Genomic DNA, 22,921 nt, shown 5'->3' with positions numbered 1-22,921 from the left:
TGAATTGGATCTGCGCTTCGCTTACGGGGAGGCATTTGACCATCCATCGTCCGTTGACTTAAACCTGTCATACGTATATGAACTATACGCACATTATGTCAATATCCGTATAGTTAGTATTCTCATGTTGGAGGTGTTTTTGCGCTGGGGTGTCGAGCAAAGGCTAGAGTTTATCGAGTTCCGCCTGTTCTGGGAGGGATCGATAAATCGCGCTGACATTACGAATTTTTTCGGCGTCTCGGTTCCTCAGGCTTCAAAGGACCTGACTGCCTACCAAGAGCGTGCTCCTGGAAATATGGAATATGACGCGCGCGCCAAACGGTATGTTGCCGCAGAAAAATTCGTGCTGCGCTTCCTTGATCCAGACCCTCATATGTATTTGTCGCAGCTCCGTGCCGTCACTGAGGGAATGGTCCCTGCGCATGATTCTTGGATCGCTGCGCTTCCGAAAGCGGATGTCGCGCTGACGCCAAAGCGCGATGTAGATATCGGCGTTCTCAGGGGGGTGCTTGAGGCCGTACGCGAGGGCGCGTCAGTTGAAGTCTTTTACCAGTCGATGAATAAGGTGCGCCCGGAGCCGATTTGGCGTCGTATCACGCCTCACGCTTTTGGTTTTGATGGTTTCCGTTGGCACGTTCGCGCTTATTGTCATCTTGAGCATCGGTTCAAAGATTTTCTCCTTCCTCGCATATTAGAGGTTGGTGTTAAGGGAGGGCCCGGCGAAGGCGGTGAGCATGATTGGCTTTGGAATAACTATTTCGATGTGATCATTGGACCACATCCTGCGCTTACGCCAAGTCAGCAAAAAGTCGTCGCCAAGGATTACGGTCTCGACCATGGCCATGGGGTACTTTCAGTTCGCTATGCGATGCTTTTCTACGTATTGAAGCGGTTGGGTCTGCTTGGGGACGCCACAAAACAGAGTGCCCATACCCAGCATATAGTGACCATTAATCGCAAAGAGACCGAAGCGGCGCTTGAAAAAGCGGAGCTTCAGCTTTGAATGGGTTGAGCGAGGGCAACTGATGGCTGCGCGGCTTGAAGACATTAAAAACGGTGCATCAGTGCGGGGTATAGCCTCCGCTCAGGCTGTGCATGTCATTTCGGTGGAGTGGATCGGCGATCAGGCGGTCAGCGTCGTCTATCGCGATCACAATGGCAATGTTGCTGAGTCGGTCCTCTACCGCGACGATGAGCATCGGCTCGATGTCGAACAGAATGGACGCCCTTGGTCGTTCGACGCTGACGGCGCTCTGTTGCGCCTGGTAACGGAAGCCAACCGCATCAAGCTAGCCCATTATTTCGACCCGTATCTGGCGATTCACACCAGTTTGGTCGATCCGCTGCCGCACCAGATTTCAGCGGTCTATGGCGAGATGCTACCTCGGCAGCCGCTTCGCTTTCTGCTCGCCGACGATCCCGGCGCCGGCAAGACGATCATGGCCGGGTTGCTGATGAAGGAGCTGATCGCCCGCAGCGATCTCGAACGCTGCCTCGTCGTCGCGCCGGGCAGCCTGGTCGAGCAATGGCAGGACGAACTCGGCCAGAAATTCAATCTCGAGTTCGATATCCTCTCCCGCGACATGATCGAGAACTCGCGGTCGGGTAATCCGTTCAGCGACCGGGATCGGCTGATTGTCCGCCTCGACGTGCTGGCGCGCAACGAGGAGCTTCAAGAGAAGCTCATGAGCGCGCGAGAATGGGATCTGATTATCTGCGACGAAGCCCACCGCATGTCCGCCACCTATTTCGGCGGCGAGGTCAAATATACGCGGCGCTATCAGGTGGGCCAGAAGCTCGGACAGGTCTGCCGGCACCTGCTGTTGATGTCGGCGACGCCGCACAATGGCAAGGAGGAGGATTTCCAGCTCTTCATGGCCTTGCTCGACGGCGATCGGTTCGAGGGCCGGTTCCGCGATGGTGTCCACTATGCCGACACCGAAGACATGATGCGGAGGCTGACCAAAGAGGAACTGCTCAAGTTCGATGGCCGGCCGCTGTTCCCTGAGCGGCGGGCGCGCACGGTCAAATATCAGCTCTCGGAGGGGGAGGCCGCGCTCTACACCGCGGTCACGGAATATGTGCGCACGGAGATGAACCGCGTACAGCGCTTCGCGGAGGGCGACGGGAAGAAGCGCAACAATGTCGGCTTCGCCTTGCAGATCCTCCAGCGGCGCCTCGCCTCATCACCGGCCGCAATCTACCAGTCCCTAAAACGCCGCCGCGAACGGCTGGAAAACGAACTGGGCGAAGCCCGCCTTGCCGCCAAGGGCCGCCGGGCAGGTACGAACGAGCCGACGATCAATACCGACATGCTCGGCAACATCGAGGAATATGGCCAGGAGGAGATCGACGAGCTTGAGGACTTGATCTCGACGGGCGCGACGACGGCCGAGACGGTCGAGCAACTTGCCCTGGAAGTCGAGACCCTGAAGGGCTTGGAGACTATGGCGCTCGGTGTTCTCCGTTCCGGCGTGGATACAAAGTGGAGTCAGCTCAACCGTATCCTCGATGACGATCTGATGGTTGACGCCGCTGGCAATCGCCGCAAGCTGATCATTTTCACCGAGCCCAAGGACACGCTGCACTACTTGCTCGACAAGGTCAGGGCGCGGCTCGGCAATCCCGAGGCGGTCGAGGTGATCCACGGCGGCGTGTCGCGCGAAGAACGGCGCAAGGTCGTAGAGCGCTTCATGCAGGACAAGGACATGCTGGTCCTGATCGCCAACGACGCGGCCGGTGAAGGCGTGAACCTTCAGCGCGGCCACCTGATGGTCAATTACGACCTGCCGTGGAACCCGAACAAGATCGAGCAACGGTTCGGCCGCATCCATCGCATCGGTCAGACAGAGGTGTGCCACCTGTGGAATCTCGTCGCGGCCGATACGCGCGAGGGCGAGGTCTACGCCCGGCTGCTCGAAAAGCTGGAAGCCGCGCGCGAGGCGCTGGGCGGCCGCGTCTATGACGTGCTCGGCGAATTGTTCGACGGCGTGGCGCTCAAGGATCTGTTGTTCGAGGCGATCCAGTATGGCGAGCGGGAAGAGGTCAAGGCCCGCCTGTTCCAGCAGGTCGATGGCGCCGTCGACCAGGCGAACCTGCTTGAGCTTCTGCGCCGCCGCGCCCTGACCAACGACACGATGCCGGAGGCCAAGGTCGAGGAACTGCGCCTTGAAATGGAGCGCGCCGAAGCGTTGCGCCTGCAGCCGCATCACATCCAGAGCTTCTTCGTCGAGGCGTTCCAGCATCTGGGCGGCCGGATCAAGCGCCGTGAAGAAGGGCGCTGGGAGGTCACTCATGTACCTGTGCGTATCCGTGAGCGGGACCGCCAGATCGGAACCGGCGCGCCGCTTCAGACGCAGTATGAGCGGATCTGCTTCGAGAAAGACAAGATCAACCAGCAGCCGGTCGCGGCATTCGTCTGCCCAGGCCATCCGCTGCTCGAAGCCGTGATCAGCCTTATCCGCGAGCAGTATGAGCAGATCATGCGGCAGGGTGCGATCCTGGTGGACGATACCGATGCGGGCGACACGCTGTCGGCGATTTTCCTGCTGGAGCACACCGTTCAGGACGGCCGCGTCACCAGTGTCGGCAAGCCGCATGTGATTTCACAGCGGCTCCAGTTCGCGGCCATCGACAAGGCTGGAAACACGGTCAACGCCGGCATCGCGCCGCATTTGAATCTGCGCCCCGCCAAACCGGAGGAGGTTGCCAGCGTGCGCGACCATCTGGACGAGAGCTGGCTGACGACGGACCTGGAGAAGACTGCGATCCGGTTTGCGACGGTCGAGCTGGCGCAAGGTCATGTCGCCGAGGTCAAGGCGCGGCGCCTGCCTGAGATCGAAAAGGTTGAGCGCGAGGTGCGCGCCCGGCTCAAGAAGGAAATCAACTACTGGGATTCGCGCGCCTTCGAGCTGAAGGAGGAGGAACGGGCCGGCAAGAAGACGCGGGTGAACTGGCAGAATGCCCAGCGCCGGGCCGAAGACCTTGCGGAACGGCAGAAGCGCCGCATGGACCAGCTTGAGAGGGAGCGGTTCATCTCATCGCAGCCGCCGCGCGTGCGGGGCGGCATGGTCGTTATTCCGCGCGGACTGCTGGAGGCGCGTCAAGCACCTATTATTTCCAACCATTTCGCAGAAGATCCGGCCGCGCGCAGGGCGATCGAACTTGCGGCGATGTCAGCGGTCATGGCGGCAGAGCGGGACTTGGGGAATGCCCCGGTCGATGTCTCCGCACAAAAGATTGGGTACGACATCGTCTCCCACGATCCAAAGTCGGGGCATTTGCGCTTCATTGAGGTCAAGGGACGCATCGACGGTGCAGACAGCGTGATGGTGACGCGGCAGGAGATCATCACCTCCTTGCATGAACCAGATAAGTTCATACTAGCAGTTGTATCGGTCGGAAGCGGTTTTGCTCAAGTGCCGCGCTATGTGCGCGGCCCGCTCGTGGATCGGGAGCCGTCGTTTATGGAAACGGCAGTTCAGTTCGATTTGAGGCGCTTGCTGGAACGGTCGGAGCAGCCTCAATGACGATGCATCCCTTGTTGGCTCTGACGCCGTGGTTTTCCTTGCCTGTCAATATTGCCAAAGCGTTCACTGCGAATAGCAGTCTACCCGTGCATGAGCTTGATAAGGCAAAGGTTCAGACGCCGCGCGCCCACGTTCGACCATTTCCCGATGCCTGCGGGGTTGTCAGCTTCAGCGCATGGCGGTTAGCACATGCCATCAAGAAAGCAGACTGCTTGCGGTGGCCCTCGGCACCCCAGCTTTGGGCAGGTGCAACAGGCTTCCTGCTTGAGAATGGCCATCTTTTCGATTGGGGCAAGGTCGGATTCTCCCTGCATGACGGCATGGCAAGTTACTATGCTGATTTCAGCAGTTCAGGATTGGCCGGGCGTATTGGGCAGGGCATGGCCATTCTTCTTCTGGAAGAGAAGGGTTACGCCTATGTCGGTCGCTTTGAGACCGAATGGAAACAGCGAGCGGCGACCCAAAACAAGGCTTGGCCGGCAGGGAAAGAGAAGGCTCCCGATTTCATCGCCGAAAATACCCAAAAAGAGTGGATTCTCGCCGAATCTAAAGGTGGATTTGCTGGTCCCGACAGCAAGCCGAATATCAAGGCAGCGCTAAACGAAGGCCTAAAACAACTTGATGGCTGGGATAAACACATTTTTCCGCAACCGAAGAAGAGCTTCGCGATAGGTACGTTTTTGCGCGAAAGCAATGATGGCTCTGACGAAAAATCGCTGATCGCATTTGTCGACCCAGAGTCGGAGACACCGGAAAATCCCGTTGAGTTTCCTGCGGACACTGTACGCCGAGCAAACTATGCTGCTTGGCTCGACGCTATGGATTTCAGTGAGGCTGCGGACCGACTGAGAATCGGCGCCTACTCCGCCGACCGTCGCCGTCAGACCGTCCCGGTGATCTCGCTCGGTGGTCGTGAATTCGTTGTCCGCATCACATCCATTCTGCCGAAGTCCCCAGGTCTCTCAAGCCGTGAGTTTTGGGAGGATTTTCACGATCTGCCTTATCTTCTCTTCAAATTACCTCGGGACGGTTTCCGGATTGAAGTAATTGGGTTGGATCTGAAGGTATTTGAGTCTTTGGTTGGCGTCGATTCGACGAAGACATCTGACAGACTGATGGAATTCAGTCCTCAGCAAACACAGGATGCGACGTTCGATCTGGAGGGCGGCGCATTCACTGGAAGTATTTTCTCAGATGGGTCGCTGCTCGGTGAATTACGTCACAGTCGTGCAGGCAGTGGCGTCCCAAATTTTGAATGGATAGAGGTGGAATTGTGACGACCTATAAAAAGAAACTCATTGAAGTCGCGATCCCGCTCGAAGCGATCAACGCCGCCTCCGCTCGCGAGAAGTCGATCCGGCATGGGCATCCATCGACTTTGCATCTGTGGTGGGCGCGACGGCCGTTGGCGGCTTGCCGGGCCGTGTTGTTCGCACAGCTTGTCGATGATCCGTCGAGCGACCTGGAAAAATTCCCCACCCATGAAGCGCAGGAGGCCGAACGCAAGCGCCTGTTCGGCATCATCGAGGAATTGGTGCAATGGGAGAACTCGACCAACGAGGAGGTGCTGGAACGCGCCCGCGCCGAAATCCGCAAGAGCTGCGGCGGTGAACTGCCTCCGGTCTATGACCCGTTCTCGGGCGGCGGGTCGATACCGTTAGAGGCGCAGCGTCTCGGTCTGCCTGCCTATGGGTCCGACCTGAATCCGGTTGCCGTGATGATCGGCAAGGCAATGATCGAGATCCCGCCGAAGTTTAGGGAGAAAGAGCCGATCCATCCCGGCGCGAAGGATCGGCAATTCTACCGCAACGCCGAGGGTCTGGCGGAGGACGTCAAATATTATGGCGAGTGGATGCGCGAGAAGGCGTGGGGGCGTATCGGGCATCTCTACCCACAGGTGGATCTGCCGAAGGAGCATGGTGGCGGCAAAGGGACCGTAATTGCCTGGATCTGGACGCGGACAGTGCCAAGTCCAGATCCAGCGTTCGCGGATGTGCAGGTGCCGATTGCGTCGAGTTTCTTGCTAAGCTCGAAGACCGGGAAAGAGGCTTGGGTTGAGCCGATCGTTGATCGACATTCCAGAACAATCTCTTATCGGCTTAGATACGGCGGCACGAAGGCTGAAATTGCCAACGCGAAAGAGGGGACTAAGGCTGGGCGTGCTGTCTTTCGGTGCCTTTTCTCAGATACACCGATTTCAGGGGCCTACGTCGATAAGCAGGCCGGTGCCGGCAAGATGGGCCAATCGCTTATGGCGATTGTTGCTGAAGGTAAAGGCGGCAGAATTTATGTAGGTGCAGGTGCTCTCGAACAGTCAGAGGCTATAAATTCTGCATCAGAATTGGTGCGAACATTCGATGCGACTCACTTGGAAGTTCCATGTCGCGGCACGTTTGCCAGTAACGCTCAAGGCCGGCGATATGGGTTCAATACTTTCGCAGATTATTTTACAGATCGCCAAAGGGTTGCGCTGCTGACGTTTGGCGAGTTGCTCAAGGATGTCAGGAGGGAAATTCAAAGCGCCGCTGAAGCGAAGGGGCTAAATCCAGGGAAAGAACAGCTCGTGAATGGTGCAAGCGGGGCCTTCGCGTATGCTGAAGCAGTCAGCATCTATCTTGCCTTCGCTATTTCAAAACTAACAAACTTAGGATCAAGCGTCACCAGTTGGATGAGTGATCGCGGTGCTCTGCGAGAAACCTTCGCGCGCCAAGGAATTCCAATGGCCTGGGATTTCGCTGAGGTTAACTTCTTCTCCGACTCGGCAGGAAATTGGCTTACGCCTATCGATAAAATCTCGAAGGTGGTTGCGGAACTTCCAACCGAGCACAATGGAACACTATATCAGTCATCGGCAACGGAAGCGCCTTATCCGGCGGGGGTGGTTATTTCTACTGATCCGCCATACTATGACAATATCGAATATGCAGATCTCTCAGATTTCTTTTTCGTTTGGCTGCGCCGGTCGTTGTTAGATGTTGATCCTTCACTTTTTGGAATATTGTCGACCCCGAAATCTGAGGAACTCGTCGCAACCCGAAACAGATACGGCACCCAAGAAGCTGCGGATTCATTCTTCCTAGATGGAATGAGCGCGGCAGTCGGGCGAATGGCCGAGCACGCTTCGGGGATGTTCCCGACCACCATTTACTACGCATTTAAGCAAAGTGAAGTTGAGCAAGAGGGGGTCAGCTCCACAGGTTGGGCAACCTTCTTACAGGCTGTAATTGCGGCTGGGTTTTCGGTTGTTGGCACTTGGCCGGTTCGTACCGAAAGTCCTGGACGGATCGTTGCGACAGGAACCAACGCTCTTGCAAATTCGGTTGTCCTGGTATGCCGGAAAAAGGAGAGCACGGCCGAGGTCGTCACGCGAGCCGAGTTTATCCGCGCCCTGAAACGCGAACTACCACCAGCGATCGCCGAGCTTCAGGCCGCTAACATCGCACCAGCCGACATGCCACAATCGGCCATCGGCCCCGGCATGGGCGTGTTCTCGCGTTACAAGGCCGTGTTGGAGTCGGACGACAATCCAATGAGCGTGAAGACCGCGCTCCAACTCATCAACAAGCAACTAGACGAATATCTGGGCGGTATCCAGGGAGAGTTCGACGCTGATACCCGGTTCGCCATCACCTGGTTCGAGCAGCATGGGAACGGCAAGGGGGACTATGGTGTCGCCGACAACCTTGCCCGTGCGCGCGGTATCGCGGTCGAAAGCGTCAAGCACGCGGGCATCGTCGAAAGCTCCGCCGGTAAGGTCCGCATCCTTTCTCGCGATGAACTGGACCCCGACTGGACCCCAGAAGACGACCGCCATCTGACTGTATGGGAGTGCCTCCAGCACTTGGTCCGGCTGCACGAGAAGGACGGTATCTCTCACGACACCGCCGTCCTCTTGAGGAAGATCAGCGCCCAGGCCGAGGCCGTGAAGGATCTCGCCTACTGCCTCTACGACATCAGCGCCAACAAGCGGAAGGATGCGAAGGAGGCCACGGCCTACAACGCTCTGATCGCCGACTGGACTGAGCTGACAAAGGCTGCTGCGGCCATTCACGACACGAGCGGGGATCGTCAGATCCGGCTGGATATTTAAGGGGGAAACGGAACATGGCAAAAAGCACACGCCAACACGTGTTTGAGGGTATGGAGCTGCTGCCTGCGGCATTGATCCCCTTCGTTGAGAAGCGGCTTGAAACGTCTCTTCCAGGGCATTGGCAGGTTCAGGTTCTGGAGAAGCTGCCCAGCCTGCGACCGAACAGCACTGGCGCTGTAGGTTGGGACCAGGCTGCACTCTTCAATGCGATGGATCGTTTCTGGAGCGAGGCGTTCAAGGCCGTCCTCGGCCGCGCGGAAAGGTCGCTTGTCAACGAATTGAGCGATGTCCGCAACAAGCTCTCGCACAACGAAACCTTCACCTATGACGATGCGGAGCGGGCTCTCGATACCATGCGCCGGCTGATGGAAGCTATCAGCGCTGGCGAGACGGCCGAACAACTCGGCAAGATGCGCGACACAATCCTCCGGACGAAGTTCACTGAACTTCAGCGAAACGAGGAGAGGCGGAAGACGCAGCGTCTCGAAATCTCGGTCGAGACGGTGGCGGGTTTGCTGCCGTGGCGTGAGGTTGTCGAGCCGCATCAGGATGTGGCTACCGGCGAGTTCCAGCAGGCTGAATTCGCTGCCGACCTTGCCAAGGTTCATTCGGGCAGTGCCCCGCCGGAATATCGCGACCCGCGCCAGTTTTTCAGTCGGACCTACCTGACGGAAGGGCTGAGCGCGCTGTTGGTCGGGGCGGCGAAGCGGCTATCCGGTGCGGGTGGGGATCCAGTCGTTGAGCTGCAAACCAATTTTGGCGGCGGTAAGACACACTCGATGCTGGCGCTCTATCACATGGCGGGACCGACGCCGGTGCAGGACCTCTCAGGACTCGACCAATTGCTCGAGAAGCAGGGCCTCAATGTACCGGACGGGATCAACCGCGCTGTGCTCGTAGGCACCTCGCGAGGGCCGCAGGACGTTCTCAACGCGGATGGCGGTCGGAAAATCCGGACGACATGGGGTGAGTTGGCTTGGCAGCTGGGAGGAGCTGAAGCCTTCGATATGGTCGCCGAGAACGATGCCAACGGCATCGCGCCAGGCTCAAACCTGCTCGAGTCGCTCTTTAAGAAATGCGCGCCGTGTCTCATCCTGATCGACGAATGGGTCGCCTATTTGCGTCAAATTTACAAGGTTGAGGGGCTGCCGTCCGGGTCGTTCGATGCCAACCTGTCCTTCGTCCAGTCTCTAACCGAGGCGGTTAAGGCCAGCCCCGGTACGTTGCTAGTCGCGTCCCTGCCGGCCTCGCAGATCGAAGTGGGCGGTGAGGGTGGTCAAGAAGCGCTCGCACGTCTCAAGCAAACGTTCAGCCGCGTGGAATCTTCGTGGCGTCCTGCCAGCCAGGAAGAAAGCTATGAGATCGTCCGGCGTCGACTGTTTAAGGACATTCCCGGCGACAAGTTCCATCATCGGGACAACACGCTCAAGCAGTTCGCCAAGCTCTACCGGGAGAACGCGAACGATTTCCCGCAAGGGTGTGCTGATGAAGATTACCGTCGGAAGTTGGAAAAGGCCTATCCGATTCACCCGGAACTGTTCGACCAGCTCTATACCACATGGGGATCACTCGAAAAATTCCAGAGAACGCGTGGCGTCCTCCGCCTTATGGCGCAGGCTATTCACGAGCTTTGGATGAACGGCGACCCATCGGTGATGATAATGCCTGGCAGTGTGGCCGTGAGTTCACCACGCGTGGAGCCTGAACTGCTCCATTATCTCGACGTGAGCTGGCAGGCGATCATCGCTGGTGACGTCGATGGCACAACATCCACACCCTACAGGGTGGATCAATCCGCCCCCAATCTCAATCGATATTCGGCAACACGTCGCGTTGCCCGTGCAATCTTCATGGGCACTGCCCCTACAGCGCAGCAGCAGAACACCGGCCTTGATGACAAGCAGATCAATCTCGGTGTGGTTCAGCCAGGCGAGCGGCCGGCGATCTTCGGCGACGCATTGCGGCGGCTGACCAATCAAGCCAAGTTTATGCACTCTGATCTTGGCCGCTACTGGTACTCCATGTCGGCTAGCCTGAATCGCATCGCTGCCGATAAGGCCGCGCAGATCGAGGCGGCTTTGGTTGACGTCACGATCGATACCGAACTTGGAAAATATGTGAATGGTCTCGCGGATCGAGGGCATTTCGACGCCGTGCAGGTGGCACCCGCATCGTCAGCGGAAGTTCCCGACGAAGCGGGCGGGGTGCGGGCCGTGGTGCTTGGCGTAAAGTATCCACATAATGGACGCGATGGTTCGGAGGCCCTTGGGGAGGCCAAAACCATTCTGCTGCAACGCGGCAGCACACCACGTGTCTACCGCAACACTCTGGTTTTCATTGCAGCGGAAAACCGACAGCTCGATCATCTGAAAGACGCCGTACGTGCGTCGTTGGCATGGGGTGAAATCGTCCGCGATACCGAACGCCTGAATCTCACGCAGAGCGACAGCGCACTTGCCAAGGCCAAGTTGGCTGAAGCGAACGAAACGATGAAGACGCGCATGAAAGAAGCCTGGTGCTACCTGCATTATCCGGCCCAGGAGAGCGCGCATGCCGATTGGGAGTGGCAGTCTGGTAAAATACCGGCGCAGGACGGTCTGCTCGCCCGTGCCAGCAAGAAGCTGGTGGCGGAAGAGGGACTGCTGGTCGAGCTAGGACCTTCGCGCCTCGACAGAGACCTCCAGAAATATATCTGGAACGACAAGCCCCGTTTGTCTCTCAAAGATCTGCGCGAGTATCTGAACCGCTATATCTACCTGCCGCGCCTCAAAGGGCAGGATGTCCTGATCAAAGCTGTACAAGCGGCCATTGGCGGTATGTTGCCTGGCCCATTCGCTTATGCTGAACGGTACGATGAGAAGTCAGACTCGTATTTGGGGCTGGCCATTGAGCGTGCAAGCAACGCGATTGTTGTGATCGATAGCGACAGCGTCATCATTAAGCCAAAGGTTGCGGAAGCGCACCGTCCTGTGCCGTCGTCCTCCGACGCGACGGAGCAAACTGTGACGGCGGGTGGTCCCGCTGCTGCGCCGTCCGTTGCGATTTCAGGTGACAGCGTCACGGCGCAACCAATTGAAAAAAAGCCAACCCGCTTCCTGGGTACGGTGATGATTTCATCGGAACGACCGGCAAGGGATATACATCAGATAGTCGAGGCGATCGTCGAACAGTTGACGACCCTTCCTGGAAGCGACGTTAAACTCCGTCTGGAGATTGATGCTGAGGTTCCAGCCGGACTTGAGCGAGCGAAGGTGCGAACACTCATCGAGAATGCAAATACCTTGGGTTTCATTCAGAAGTCGATTGAATGAAAGGACAAGCACACCGACAGCAGCCGAAGGACGCCGTGACATCGATCAACCAAACAAACAAGAAGGTCCATCCGGCATAGCTGAGGTAGCCTACGACCAAGTTTTCGCCGAACACTCGCCGTAAAGCTGTGTTGACTTCCTCGTACTAAACCGCAGCCTCTTCGCTGCGGCACTGTTCTGAAGGAGCGCGCGTGCCGGGATCGGGTATCGAACTTCGCCACATCAGTTACGTTGTCGCCGCTTCCGAACACGGTAGTTTTCGTCGGGCGGCGGCAGCGCTTGGAGTGCAGGAGTCAGCGATCAGTCGGCGTGTACGCGATCTGGAAATTCGGCTTGGAACGGCTTTATTCGTCCGCTCACACTCTGGTGTCACCCTGACCCTCGCGGGTAAGCAGTTCGTAGACCGGGGACGAAAGGCGCTGTCCGAGATCGGTCTTGCGCGAACGGAAGTTGCCGCTATCGGGAGGGTGGGCGATGGCGAGTTGCGGATCGGCATTCTGTCGTCACTGGGTTCCAGCTTTCTTGCCGACCTCATCCAGAAATTCTCTGAAAAGTACGCGACCATTCAGATGTCGTTTGCCGATGGCGATCAGGCAGAACATGTCGCAGCGATCCGCCAGCGGCAGCTTGATGTGGCATTTCTGACGGGAACTCTCGAATGGGAAGGCTGCGAATGCCGCCATCTCTGGTCAGAGCAGGTCTTTGTTGCCATGCCGGAACATCACATCCTTGCCGAAACCGAGCAATTGGATTGGGTCGACGCCATCGGTGAACGCTTCATCGTCAGTGACGCAGCCCCAGGACAGGAGATTTACAACTACCTGGTCCAGAGGCTTGCCGGGCTGGGCCGCCAGCCCGAAATCTTGCCGCACAGTGTCGGTCGGCATAACCTCCTGTCTCTGGTCGCGCTGGGCCAAGGACTGACCCTGGCAAGCGAGGGCATAACGGCGACGCAGGTTCCAGGCGTCGTATTCCGTCCCATCGGCAACGAAACCTTGCCCTACAGCATGGTCTGGTCGGCGCAGAACGACAATCCGGCCTTCCTGCGGTTTCTGGACATCGCGGCCTCTTTGGAGACCCAAAACGCTTCGCTTGTCACATCGACGGCGTAGTTTGGGAGGAGGATTTCTTCGCCTTGGCAAAGCCTCGGTCGGTGGCGATGAACCGCTCCAGCATGGGTACGATCAGGCGAACGGGATCGGCGGGCGACTGGCCTGCCTCGTGGGCGAGGATGTTGGCATAGGCGACGAGATCGCGGTGCAGGCCGGCCGGCAGTTCCAGTGTGACCTTGACGGGCTTGTCATCGACGATCACCGAGAGTTTCAATTTCGCCATGTCAACCTCCATCCGGCAGTTCCAGTGCGACCTTGACGGGCTTGTCATCGACGATCACCGAGAGTTTCAATTTCGCCATGTCAACCTCCATAGGGTTCGAGGACAAGATCGCGCGTGACGATCACGCGGACCGGGAATCCCGGCCGTATGGTCAGCGTCGGCGCGATGTTGAGTTGGCGGCTGACGACCTGTTGGCCGGTCTGGTTGATGCTCTGCGACGCGCCTTGACGCAGAGCTTGCACGATGTCGCTGTCATTGCCGGACGAACCAGCCTGTGCGCCGACGCTGAGCAGCGTGGACAAGGCCGCCGCCTTGAACAACTCGCCCCAATGGTAATCGACACCATCCTCAAGACCGGCATAGCCTCCGGCGTCCGCGCCGGGCTGGCGCTCCAGAACGATCGATCGGCCATTGGGAAAAATCAGCCGGTTCCAGACGAGGAGCACGCGACGCTGACCGAAGCCGACGCCATTGTCGTATTGGCCAATCACGCGGGTGCCCTGCGGGATGAGCAGGATCTTGCCGGTCGGGCTGTCATAGACATTCTCCGTCACCTGGGCGGTGATCTGACCGGGAAGATCGGAGCGGATGCCGGTGATGAGCGCAGCGGCAATCACCGCCCCAGCCTGAAGGATGTTCGGCGATGCCGGGGCGGCGACGCGATCCGTCGAAACCGTGCGCTTGTCGGGCGTCTGGTTGAGGAAGGCAAGCTGGCGATCTTGCGCTAACGGCGTTGAGGGCTGCGGCGCAAGACCGAGACTGGTGAGGTCAGGCTGCGGGGTCATCGCCGCCGCCGTAGTCTGCACTGGATTGGTCATGCCCATATTGACGGAACGTGCATCGGTCGGCGCAAACAGCCGGGCGGTGCGGGCGGCCTCAATCTCCTGTGCGCGGCGCTGCTCTTCCGGGCTTGGGCCGGAGGACGCAGAGGCGACAACGCTGGGCGTTGCAACCGGCTGGCCGCCGTTCTGCGCGTTCAGGATCGGTCGCCCAAGATCGCCGGGAAGCGGGGGACCGAGTTTCGGCACACCGCTATAGTCCTTGGGCAGTCCTGCCAGGCCATCCGGCGTGGTGCGATTGTCGGTCGAATAGAGTTCCTGTCCCTGATTACCGCCATTCCTGGTCTGAAGGGCATAGATCAGGGCACCGCCGACGCCAAGGCCAGCGGCGAGCCCCAAACCGGCCAGAACCTTGCGTGACAGCCGCGTGACAAGCGGCGGATCGGGGCGAAGACGCATGGAAGAAACGGGCTCGCCGGTCAGCGGCCGGGCGTCTTCCTCAGTCGCATCCGGCTTCCGGCCTTCTTCCTTTTCGGGATCGATTTCGGTGCTCATGACGCAGGTCTCCCGTCGGTTCGGGAGATGCGGACACGTTTCTGGTCCTTGCCCGCGCCGAAGCGCAATTCGGCGGCGGCGAACAGGCGGTCGACGATCATGTAATTGCCACGCACGCGGTAGTTTACGAGTTCGGACGTGTCGCCCTCGGGGCCGACGACGAACAATGGCGGCATTTCGCCCTGACCGATGCCGCGCGGAAACTCGATGAACACCTGCCGCCCGTCATCAAAAGCGCGCAGCGGCCGCCAGGGTGCTCGGTCTCCGGTTACGTCGTAGCGGAAATTGACACGGGAGAGATCGACGCCACTGGCGACCGGCTGCTGAGCCTCAGCCTGTTGGTTCTGGCGGCGGAGTGCTATGAGCTGGTCCTGCGGATACTGCCAGGAGACCGAGGCCATATAGGTCTTTTCGGTAGAGCGCAGCTCCATGTGATAGGTGCGCCGATCAGTGTTGATGACCAGGTTCGTCGTGAGTTCCGGTCGCGTCGGCTTGACGAGGATATGGACCTGTTTGGCGGCGCCTGAGCCGCTTTCGGTATCGCCGATAATCCAGCGCACCGTGTCTCCTGCGGCGACCGGGCCGGAGCCGACAAGCTGCTCGCCGGGTTGAAGGCCGATATCGGTAATCTGTCCCGGCGAGGTATAGACCTGATAAAGCGCGCCATCGACGAAGGGATAGACCTGCATCGAGTTGATGAAGCCGTTTCTGACGGGCTGCATCCGGGCAGCGGCGTTGGCCTCGCTCACCCGGGCGGCCGGGTCCGCCAGTTCAGGTGCGGGCTTGCCATCCTTGCCGACCGGCTTCAACTGGCCGGGGAGCGGCAGGACTTTGGGCAATTCGACAACCTGAACCGGCTTTGGCGGATCGGCTGCCAGAACGGCGGGCGCGGCATCGTCGTAGGAAATTTCCGGGGGCTTTTGCGGTGTCGCGCACCCGGCAAGCGCAGACGCATAAAGCAACAGAAGCGGCAAGCCGGATTTACGGAAAGGCGGAGGTACGTGGCTACGCGTCGCCGGACGTCCGGCGGTCAGATGAGACGGCCGGATCATGATCCAAGCTCCTTCGACCAGTTGATGGCGTTGATGTAGATCCCGAGGGGATTTTTCCTGAGCGTGTCGGCATCGCGGGGCGGTTGCACTGCGACGGTAAGGATGGCGGACCAGCGCTCGGTCGCGGCCAATGATCCATCCTGATAGCGACGCTCGATCCAGGCGACGCGGAAGCTCGACGGCGAGGCGCGGATGACGCTGGAAACTTCGACCGCGATCTGTTGCTTGCCGACCTTGGCGAAGGGATCATTGGCGCGCGCATAGTCGTTGAGCGCCAGCGCACCGCCTTGCGTCGTAAAATCATAGGCGCGTAGCCAGTTTTGCCGCACGACGATCGGATCGGCGGGAATGCTCCTGACCTGTTCGATGAAGCGGGCGAGGTAGAAGGCAATCTGAGCGTCGTTGGGCTGATAGTCGGCGGTCGCGGGTGCAATGGCTTGCGCCTGACCGAGCTTGTCGACCTGCACCACCCAGGGCACGATCGAGCCGTTCATCGACTGCCAGACCAGCGCACCCGACAATCCTGCTGACAAGGCGAGCGAGCCGAATGCCATCAGCCGCCAGTTCTTTGCCTGAACGCGGGCAGAGCCGATGCGGTCGTCCCAGACCTGGGCGGCACGCTGATAGGGCGTTTCTGGCTCGGGAGATTTGCCGTAATGGGTTGAGGGTCGCTTGAACATGGTCAATTGCCTTCGGAGAGATTGACGGACGATCCGCCGCCATGGGTGTCGCCGGATTTGACGGCGTGCGCGGCCGCCTGAACGCCGTGCGTCATGGTCTGGGAGCGTTTCATGCGCTTCGCCCAGGCGGGTGGGTTTTCAGATGGAGAGGCGGAACCTGATGCGGCTTCCGGCGCATCGCCGCCTACGGTGCCGGCCGTCGATGATCCGCCACTGGCCTCGAAGGCGGCACGAGCGCCGGACTGGTAGCTGGATTTCAGGCTGTCGGACGCGCGGCCAGTGGCATTCTTCAGAGGCGAAACGGCAGCCTTGGCACCCGTCGAAGCGACATTGCCAAGACCGGAGGCAACAGCGGAAGCGCCGGTCTCACCGGCGGCGCCAAGGCTATAGGCGGTCGATGCGCCACCGGCCAGCGCTGCGCCACCACGCGCGGCCGCTGCGGCACCGCCGAGAAGAGAGGCGCCGCCGGAGGCGACGGCGCCAACCGTTGCCGCGCCTGCCGCAACCATGCCGCCGGCAGCGAGACCAGTGCCGATGGCGGCGCCCGCACCGAGCTGCGGGCCGCCCGACACGAGGCCGCTGGCAATGCCGGGACCGAAGATGCCGAGACCGAGCAGCGATAGCGCCGCGAGCACGATAGCCATGGCTTCGTCGATGGTCGGCGTCGCGCCGCCAAAACCGGAGGTGAACTCCGAAAACAGCGTCGAGCCGATGCCGATGATGACGGCGAGCACCAGCACCTTGATCCCGGAAGAAATGACGTTGCCGAGGACGCGCTCGGCCATGAAGGCGGATTTGCCGAACAGACCGAAGGGGATCAGCACGAAACCGGCGAGTGTCGTCAGCTTGAACTCGATCAGCGTGACGAAAAGCTGAATGGCGAGCACGAAGAAGGCGAGCAGCACGAGCGCCCAGGCAAACAACATGCAGGCGATCTGAATGAAATTTTCGAAGAAGGCCCAATAGCCCATCAGGTTCGAGATGGAATCGAGCAGGGGGCGACCTGCATCGAGACCTGTCTGCGCCACCTTGCCGGGGCGAAGGAGATCACTCACGGTAAAGCCGGTGCCGGAGGCCTTCAGGCCGAGACCGGCGAAGCTTTCGAAGACGATACGGGCAAGGTTGTTCCAGTTGCCGATGATATAGGCGAAGACGCCGACGAAGAGTGTCTTCTTGACGAGCCGGGCGATGATGTCCTCGTCGGCGCCCCAGGACCAGAAGAGGGCTGCCAGCGTGACGTCGATGACGATCAAGGTGGTGGCGATGAAGCCCACCTCGGGACGGAGCAGTCCGAAACCGCCATCGATATAGCGGGTGAAGACCTCGAGAAAATGATCGATGACGCCAGTATTGCCCATGGTCAGCGCGCTCCATTCTCAGGCGACGACGGCTGCGGGCCTGGAGCTGCGGAGGCTGGCTGGCCGAGGAAGCGGCGGCGGTTCTCCGCCCATGCCTTCAGGCAAGCCGGATCGCGGCTTCCGGATTCGCCAATCCCGCTGCATCGGGCAAGCTCGCCATCGAGCGGGTCCGGCCTCGGGGCGGATGGCGGAAAGGTCACGGACGCATCTTGAGACACATCGCGGCGGTTCATCTCTATCGCTGTCGCGATGATGGCGACGGCCACGAAAATCACGGCCGCGAGACGCGCGAGGGTCTTGCCGTCCATCATGTCGCCCTCAATCGCCGTAGAACATCTGGGCACTGCCAGCCTGATAACCGGAGCCCGGCGTCAGGAAGCGGCGGCGTTGTTCCCGGCCTTGTTCGGCTGCGGCGGCTTGTTCGGCCGATTGCAACGCCTGTGCCCGCCCATTGGCGGCAACGACCGCCGTGAGATCGCTCAGTTGCTGGGCCTGAAGGGCGAGGAGCTGGTTTCCGGCCTGTGTCGCTTGCAAAGCGCCAGTGGCGGACTGGCTGGCGCCGACGAGAGATGACATCTCGGTGCGGTTGGTGTCGATATTGCCGACGACGGTGGCCTGCACGCGCATGGCGTCCTGAAGGCCGCCGACCGTGTTCTGCCAACGGGTCTTGGCATCTGAAACGAGTTGCGCATCGGAGGCCGACATGGAGACATTGGCGTACTGGGTCTGGAAGGCCTGATCGATCGCTTGCACATTGTAAGCAATGTTCTGGGCCTGGCCGAGAAGCTGTTGGGTGCGGCTCACCGATTGCTGGAGCTGTTGCAGCGACGAATATGGCAGGCTCGCCAGATTGCGCGCCTGGTTGATCAGCATCTGTGCTTCATTCTGAAGCGAGGTGATCTGATTGTTGATCTGTTGAAGCGCCCGCGTCGCGGAAAGCAGGTTCTGCGCATAATTGGTCGGATCGTAGACGATCCATTGCGCCGACGCCGGTGTTGTCAGGATGGGCGATGCCGAGAGCGGGATGGCTAGGGCGGCGGCGATCATCACCGCGCGGGTGTGGCCCGGGAAATGACGAAGCGTCATGGCAGTGTCTCCAGGTTGGTGAGGTTTGGGATGAGGTCGGCAGCCCAATCGACGCCACGATGGCGCAACCAGGCGTCGAGGAAGCCATCTGCGCCATGCTCGGCGACGATCTTCGCGATGGCCGCCTGATCGGTCTTGGAAGATGCGGCGCAAAGCGCCAGCGCCACGTCCGACAAGCCCAGCTCGAACAGCCGGTTGCCACGCCGCGACTGGCAGTAATAGTCGCGCTTCGGCATGGCGCGGGCGAGGATCTCGATTTGGCGATCGTTGAGGCCGAAGCGGCGATAGATGGCGGTGATCTGCGGCTCGATGGCGCGCTCGTTCGGCAGCAAAAGTCGGGTCTGGCAACTTTCGATGATCGCGGGTGCGATGGCCGAGCCATCGATGTCCGACAGGCTTTGCGTCGCGAAGATGACCGACGCGTTCTTCTTCCTGAGCGTCTTCAGCCATTCGCGGAGCTGGCTGGCGAAGCCCTCGTCGTCGAGCGCCAGCCAGCCTTCATCGACAATGATGAGGGTCGGCGAACCGTCGAGCCGGTCTTCAATCCGGTGGAAGAGATAGGCGAGCACAGCGGGTGCCGCGTCCGTGCCGATCAGCCCCTCGGTCTCGAACGCCTGGACCGTTCCGGTGCCCAGATGTTCGATTTCGGCATCGAGCAACCGGCCCCAGGCCCCGCCGATGCAGTAGGGGCGTAGCGCCTGCTTCAGGTCATTGGACTGCAAGAGAACGCACAGGCCGGTGATGGTGCGTTCCTCCAGAGGTGCAGAGGCCAGCGAGGTCAGCGCCGTCCAGAGATGTTCCTTCACCTCCGGCGTGATGGCGACGCTCTCGCGGGCGAGGATCACGGCGATCCAGTCGGCGGCCCAGGCACGTTCTGCGGCGTCATCGATGCGCGCAAGCGGTTGCAACAATACGCTGTCGGCGCTGCCCTCGGTTAGACTGCCGCCAAGATCGTGCCAGTCGCCGCGCATGGCGAGCGCCGCAGCACGAATGCTCCCGCCGAAATCGAAGGCGAAGACTTGTGACCGCCGGTAACGCCGAAATTGCAGTGCCATCAGGGCCAGCAGGACGGATTTGCCGGCGCCGGTCGGGCCGACAATCAGTGTATGGCCGACGTCGCCAACATGGAGAGAAAACCGGAACGGGGTCGAGCCCTCGGTCTTGCCGAACAGCAATGGGGGCGCTGCAAAATGCTCGTCCCGTTCCGGCCCCGCCCACACGGCACTAAGGGGGATCATGTGGGCGAGATTGAGCGTGGAGATCGGCGGCTGCCGGACGTTGGCATAGACATGCCCTGGCAACGATCCGAGCCAGGCATCCACGGCGTTGATGGTCTCTGCCATCGCCGTGAAGTCGCGGCCCTGAATGACCTTCTCCACGAGGCGTAGTTTTTCGTCGGCGATGCGCGGATCGGCGTCCCACACCGTCACGGTGGCGGTGACATAGGCGATCCCCGCATAGTCCGCGCCGAGTTCCTGAAGCGCGAGATCGGCATCCGCTGCCTTGTTCGACGCATCCGTGTCCACCAGCGCGGATTGCTCGTTGGTCATCACCTCCTTGAGGATCGCGGCGATGGACTTGCGCTTGGCGAACCATTGCCGCCGGATCTTCGTCAACAGCCTGGTCGCGTCGGTCTTGTCGAGCAGGATGGCGCGGGTGGACCAGCGATAGGGAAAGGCCAGCCGGTTCAACTCGTCGAGCAGGCCCGGCGTCGTCGCGGTCGGAAATCCGGTGATGGTGAGCACGCGCAGATGCTGATAGCCCAGGCGCGGCTCCAGCCCGCCGGTCAGCGGCTGATCGGCGAGCAGCGCGTCGAGATAGATCGGGGTTTCGGGGACGCGGACACGGTGCCGGTGGGTGGAAACGCAGCCGTGCAGATAGGTCAGCGTCTCGCCGTCATCAAGCCAGCGGCATTCCGGCATGAAGGCTTCGATCAAACGCAGCAGCCGGTCGGTGCGATCGGCGAAGCCGGTCATCACCTCATGGGGATCAATGCCGGTCTTCTCCCGGCCCTCGTAGAGCCAGGTTTCGGCGCGGGCGGCGTCCTCGGCGGGTGGCAAATAGGTGAAGGTCAGGAAATAGCTGGACTCGAAATGGCTGCCTGCTTCTTCAAAGTCTGCTTTCCGCTCGGCATCGACCAGTGCCGACGCAGAATCCGGGAACACGCTATCCGGATAATGCTGCGCCGCATGCCGAACGGCATCGACGAAGATCGCCCAGCCGGAGCCGAGACGGCGGAAGGCGTTGTTCAGCCGGCCCGCCACGGCGACCAGTTCGGCGGGTACGGCCGAATCCAGATCGGGACCACGAAACCGCGCCGAGCGCTGGAAGCTGCCGTCTTTGTTGAGCACGATGCCGGAACCGACCAGCGCCACCCAAGGCAGGAAGTCAGCGAGCCGGGTGTTTTTGTTGCGGTATTCGGCGAGGTTCATCATGGCCGTCTTCCCTCAGACCGTGAGATGTGCCGGGATGCGCAGATGGCGGCGACCGACCTCGACGAAGAGTGGGTCGCGCTTGGCTGCCCACACCGCCGCGAAATGCCCGATCGCCCAGATGAGGATGCCGACCAGCCAGAGGCGTAGACCAAGACCGACGGCGCCGGCGAGCGTGCCGTTCAGAATCGCGATGGCGCGTGGCGCGCCGCCGAGCAGGATCGGCTCGCTGAGCGCCCGGTGGACCGGCACGGTGAAGCCTGGAACATCGTCGCCAGCGGTCATCATCAGACCAGCGCTCCGCCGCCGAACGAGAAGAAAGACAGGAAGAAACTCGATGCCGCAAAAGCGATCGACAGGCCGAACACGATCTGAATGAGACGACGGAACCCGCCTGACGTGTCGCCGAAGGCCAGCGTCAGGCCCGTGGTGATAATAATGATGACGGCGATGATCTTGGCGACCGGGCCTTCGATCGATTGGAGGATGGATTGGAGCGGCGCTTCCCATGGCATGGACGAGCCGGAGGCGTGAGCGGGCGCGGCCATGATCACTGAGAGCGTAGCGACCGATACGGTCATGACGAAACGTTGGCGCAGCTGGCGCAGGCCCTCGAGGCGGGAAGGCTGAACAACAGGCATCATTGGGAGGTTCCTTCTTCTGGCTGGTGGAAAATAGTGGCGGAGACGATGCGGTAGTCGCCATCCGGGCCGAGGCCCTCGACGCGGGCGAGTTCGGTGAGCCGACGCGCGGACCCGCGGCCGGAGAGCACGGCCACGAGATCAATCGTTTCGGCGATCAGCGCGCGAGGGACTGTGACGACGGCTTCCTGGATGAGCTGTTCCATCCGTCTCAGTGCGCCAATGGCGCTGCCGGCGTGGATCGTGCCGACACCGCCTGGATGGCCTGTGCCCCAGGCCTTCAACAGGTCCAGCGCCTCGGCCCCACGCACTTCGCCGACCGGGATGCGGTCGGGGCGCAGGCGAAGCGAGGAGCGGACGAGATCGGAGAGCGATGCGACGCCATCCTTGGTGCGCATGGCGACGAGGTTCGACGCAGCGCATTGCAGTTCGCGCGTATCCTCGATGATGACCACGCGATCGGTGGTCTTGGCGACTTCCGCCAGCAGAGCGTTGGTCAGCGTGGTCTTGCCGGTCGAGGTGCCACCGGCAACGAGGATGTTGGCGCGAGAAGCCACGCCTTCGCGCAGCGTCTCTGCCTGTGCCGCCGACATGATCCCGGCGGCGACATAATCATCGAGCGTGAACACCGCCACGGCGGGCTTGCGGATGGCGAAGGCGGGGGCTGCGACCACGGGCGGTAACAATCCCTCGAACCGTTCGCCTGTCTCGGGCAGTTCGGCCGAGACGCGCGGGGCGCCTGAATGGACTTCGGAGCCGACGTGATGGGCGACTAGACGCACAATGCGCTCGCCGTCGGCGGGCGACAGGCGTTCCCCCGTATCTGATAACCCTTCAGAGAGACGGTCGATCCAGATGCGTCCATCAGGGTTCAGCATCACCTCGACGACGGAAGCGTCTTCCAGAAACCGGGCGATGGCCGAGCCAAGCGCCGTGCGCAGCATACGCGCGCCGCGTGCAAGACCTTCCGAGTTGTGATGTGAAGCGGCCATCCGATCCCCATTTCTGCCGGGAGCGAACAAACGCTTTCGGCACGGGGATGATTAAGAGAGCCAGATTTTGGGCGGGCTCAA

General features: G+C 60.5%; 18 protein-coding genes. 6 read left to right on the top strand and 12 right to left on the bottom strand.

Features of this window, described 5'->3' with window-relative positions; genetic code table 11:
* Positions 1 to 4 precede the first annotated feature (4 nt).
* From ACK8OE_RS16875 to ACK8OE_RS16850, 6 genes are all read left to right on the top strand, one after another.
* Positions 5 to 1,003, top strand: a complete 999-nt coding sequence (locus tag ACK8OE_RS16875) for a WYL domain-containing protein (protein WP_410273519.1) — start codon at positions 5 to 7, stop codon at positions 1,001 to 1,003.
* Complete coding sequence (locus tag ACK8OE_RS16870) at positions 978 to 4,529, top strand: helicase-related protein (RefSeq protein WP_410273518.1); 3,552 nt, start codon at positions 978 to 980, stop codon at positions 4,527 to 4,529. The genes ACK8OE_RS16875 and ACK8OE_RS16870 overlap by 26 nt, the downstream gene beginning before the upstream one ends.
* Entirely contained in the window at positions 4,526 to 5,806 is a 1,281-nt protein-coding gene (locus ACK8OE_RS16865) for a hypothetical protein (protein WP_410273517.1), read from the top strand. Before ACK8OE_RS16870 ends, ACK8OE_RS16865 begins: the two co-directional genes overlap by 4 nt.
* A complete protein-coding gene (locus tag ACK8OE_RS16860; RefSeq protein ID WP_410273516.1) occupies positions 5,803 to 8,619 on the top strand; it encodes a DUF1156 domain-containing protein in 2,817 nt (938 codons plus the stop codon). The genes ACK8OE_RS16865 and ACK8OE_RS16860 overlap by 4 nt, the downstream gene beginning before the upstream one ends.
* A 14-nt stretch (positions 8,620 to 8,633) precedes the next feature.
* Positions 8,634 to 11,930, top strand: coding sequence for a DUF499 domain-containing protein (locus tag ACK8OE_RS16855; protein ID WP_410273515.1), 3,297 nt, complete (start codon positions 8,634 to 8,636; stop codon positions 11,928 to 11,930).
* 191 nt (positions 11,931 to 12,121) lie between these two features.
* Positions 12,122 to 13,042 (top strand): LysR family transcriptional regulator, encoded by a 921-nt coding sequence (locus ACK8OE_RS16850; RefSeq protein WP_410273514.1) that lies wholly within the window; start codon positions 12,122 to 12,124, stop codon positions 13,040 to 13,042.
* On the opposite strand, the gene ACK8OE_RS16845 is transcribed toward ACK8OE_RS16850, so the two are convergent.
* From ACK8OE_RS16845 to trbB, 12 genes are all read right to left on the bottom strand, one after another.
* Positions 13,026 to 13,265 (bottom strand): DUF2274 domain-containing protein, encoded by a 240-nt coding sequence (locus ACK8OE_RS16845; protein ID WP_410273513.1) that lies wholly within the window; start codon positions 13,263 to 13,265, stop codon positions 13,026 to 13,028. The two genes, ACK8OE_RS16850 and ACK8OE_RS16845, sit on opposite strands and share 17 nt — an antisense overlap.
* Position 13,266: 1 nt before the next feature.
* Positions 13,267 to 13,344 (bottom strand): DUF2274 domain-containing protein, encoded by a 78-nt coding sequence (locus ACK8OE_RS16840; RefSeq protein ID WP_410273532.1) that lies wholly within the window; start codon positions 13,342 to 13,344, stop codon positions 13,267 to 13,269.
* A 1-nt stretch (position 13,345) separates the two neighbouring features.
* Positions 13,346 to 14,503, bottom strand: a complete 1,158-nt coding sequence (locus ACK8OE_RS16835; RefSeq protein ID WP_410273531.1) for a TrbI/VirB10 family protein — start codon at positions 14,501 to 14,503, stop codon at positions 13,346 to 13,348.
* Positions 14,504 to 14,595: 92 nt separating this feature from the next.
* Positions 14,596 to 15,651, bottom strand: a complete 1,056-nt coding sequence (gene trbG / locus ACK8OE_RS16830; protein ID WP_410273512.1) for a P-type conjugative transfer protein TrbG — start codon at positions 15,649 to 15,651, stop codon at positions 14,596 to 14,598.
* The gene (gene trbF / locus ACK8OE_RS16825) at positions 15,648 to 16,331 is read right to left on the bottom strand and encodes a conjugal transfer protein TrbF (RefSeq protein ID WP_410273511.1); all 684 of its coding nucleotides are present in this window, start codon (positions 16,329 to 16,331) and stop codon (positions 15,648 to 15,650) included. Before trbF ends, trbG begins: the two co-directional genes overlap by 4 nt.
* A 2-nt stretch (positions 16,332 to 16,333) precedes the next feature.
* A complete protein-coding gene (gene trbL, locus ACK8OE_RS16820; RefSeq protein ID WP_410273510.1) occupies positions 16,334 to 17,689 on the bottom strand; it encodes a P-type conjugative transfer protein TrbL in 1,356 nt (451 codons plus the stop codon).
* Between the two features lie 2 nt (positions 17,690 to 17,691).
* A complete protein-coding gene (gene trbK-alt, locus ACK8OE_RS16815; protein ID WP_410273509.1) occupies positions 17,692 to 18,000 on the bottom strand; it encodes a putative entry exclusion protein TrbK-alt in 309 nt (102 codons plus the stop codon).
* A 7-nt stretch (positions 18,001 to 18,007) separates the two neighbouring features.
* On the bottom strand, positions 18,008 to 18,775 hold the full coding sequence (gene trbJ, locus ACK8OE_RS16810) for a P-type conjugative transfer protein TrbJ (protein ID WP_410273508.1): 768 nt from the start codon (positions 18,773 to 18,775) through the stop codon (positions 18,008 to 18,010).
* Positions 18,772 to 21,210: a conjugal transfer protein TrbE gene (gene trbE, locus ACK8OE_RS16805; RefSeq protein WP_410273507.1), complete on the bottom strand. Its 2,439-nt coding sequence runs from the start codon at positions 21,208 to 21,210 to the stop codon at positions 18,772 to 18,774. The genes trbJ and trbE overlap by 4 nt, the downstream gene beginning before the upstream one ends.
* A gap of 12 nt (positions 21,211 to 21,222) precedes the next feature.
* Positions 21,223 to 21,492, bottom strand: a complete 270-nt coding sequence (locus ACK8OE_RS16800) for a VirB3 family type IV secretion system protein (RefSeq protein ID WP_410273530.1) — start codon at positions 21,490 to 21,492, stop codon at positions 21,223 to 21,225.
* 2 nt (positions 21,493 to 21,494) lie between these two features.
* Positions 21,495 to 21,851 (bottom strand): TrbC/VirB2 family protein, encoded by a 357-nt coding sequence (locus ACK8OE_RS16795; protein WP_410273506.1) that lies wholly within the window; start codon positions 21,849 to 21,851, stop codon positions 21,495 to 21,497.
* Positions 21,848 to 22,840, bottom strand: coding sequence for a P-type conjugative transfer ATPase TrbB (gene trbB / locus ACK8OE_RS16790; protein ID WP_410273505.1), 993 nt, complete (start codon positions 22,838 to 22,840; stop codon positions 21,848 to 21,850). The genes ACK8OE_RS16795 and trbB overlap by 4 nt, the downstream gene beginning before the upstream one ends.
* Positions 22,841 to 22,921 lie beyond the last annotated feature (81 nt).

Source organism: Asticcacaulis sp. W401b (assembly GCF_046503825.1).
Lineage (GTDB): Bacteria > Pseudomonadota > Alphaproteobacteria > Caulobacterales > Caulobacteraceae > Asticcacaulis.
Note: the sequence above shows the minus strand (reverse complement) of the source record. Positions and strands in the feature narration are given on the sequence as shown.